The following is a 564-nucleotide window of genomic DNA, read 5'->3' on the forward strand; positions in this document are numbered from 1 at the left end:
AGCGCCGGCGGTGGAAAGCCACATCCCATATCGGTGTAGCCTGTCGCCAACCACAAACGCCCCTTTCTGTCGGGATCATCGCAGCATTTCCAGGCCCTGCAAGATCCGCATCAGGACAGTTGCGTCGACAATGCGGTCAACGATCACGCGCCGGCCGTTTGCACCAACGATTTCTATCCGGTCACCGGCAGTAACCGCTTGGCTGGCAACCGGCACTTCGGAGGGCGATCGCGCAGGAGCCTGCTCTTCCGCCTCCACATCGCGCACGCCGTGACCAACCACACCCATGTCTATGAAGGCGATTGGTGGGGACTCGGATCGGCCACCCAATCTGCGTTCCTTGGCTTGCTTTACCCCGATGTGCAAGTGGTTCGCGTTCATGTCGTGACGCCGCGCGACAACCGCCACCGGATCACCGGATCACCGGACTCCTGCACCTCACGCATGATCGCCAGCTTCTGCTCGACCGTCCAGGGCCGGCATCCGTCGGTAGCGGAAGAGCCGCGCGCGTGCTCGCTTCCACCACCCTCGACGGCTGCTCTATCGGCAGATACTTCATTGCCA

The 564-nt window shown here is 62.2% G+C and carries 2 protein-coding genes; both read right to left on the minus strand.

Features of this window, described 5'->3' with window-relative positions:
- Nucleotides 1-75: 75 nt before the first annotated feature.
- The gene (locus ACWGS9_RS35225; RefSeq protein ID WP_454509483.1) at nucleotides 76-381 is read right to left on the minus strand and encodes a hypothetical protein; all 306 of its coding nucleotides are present in this window, start codon (nucleotides 379-381) and stop codon (nucleotides 76-78) included.
- Nucleotides 378-564 (minus strand): hypothetical protein (locus ACWGS9_RS35230; protein WP_454509484.1); only part of this gene is annotated, 187 nt, incomplete at its 5' end. The genes ACWGS9_RS35230 and ACWGS9_RS35225, both read right to left, overlap by 4 nt.

It is taken from the genome of Mesorhizobium sp. Arg314, from assembly GCF_053714275.1.

Excerpts from the sequence above, each read along its gene's own strand:
- ACWGS9_RS35225 (WP_454509483.1), bottom strand. The coding sequence starts at position 381 with ATGAACGCGAACCACTTGCACATCGGGGTAAAGCAAGCCAAGGAACGC.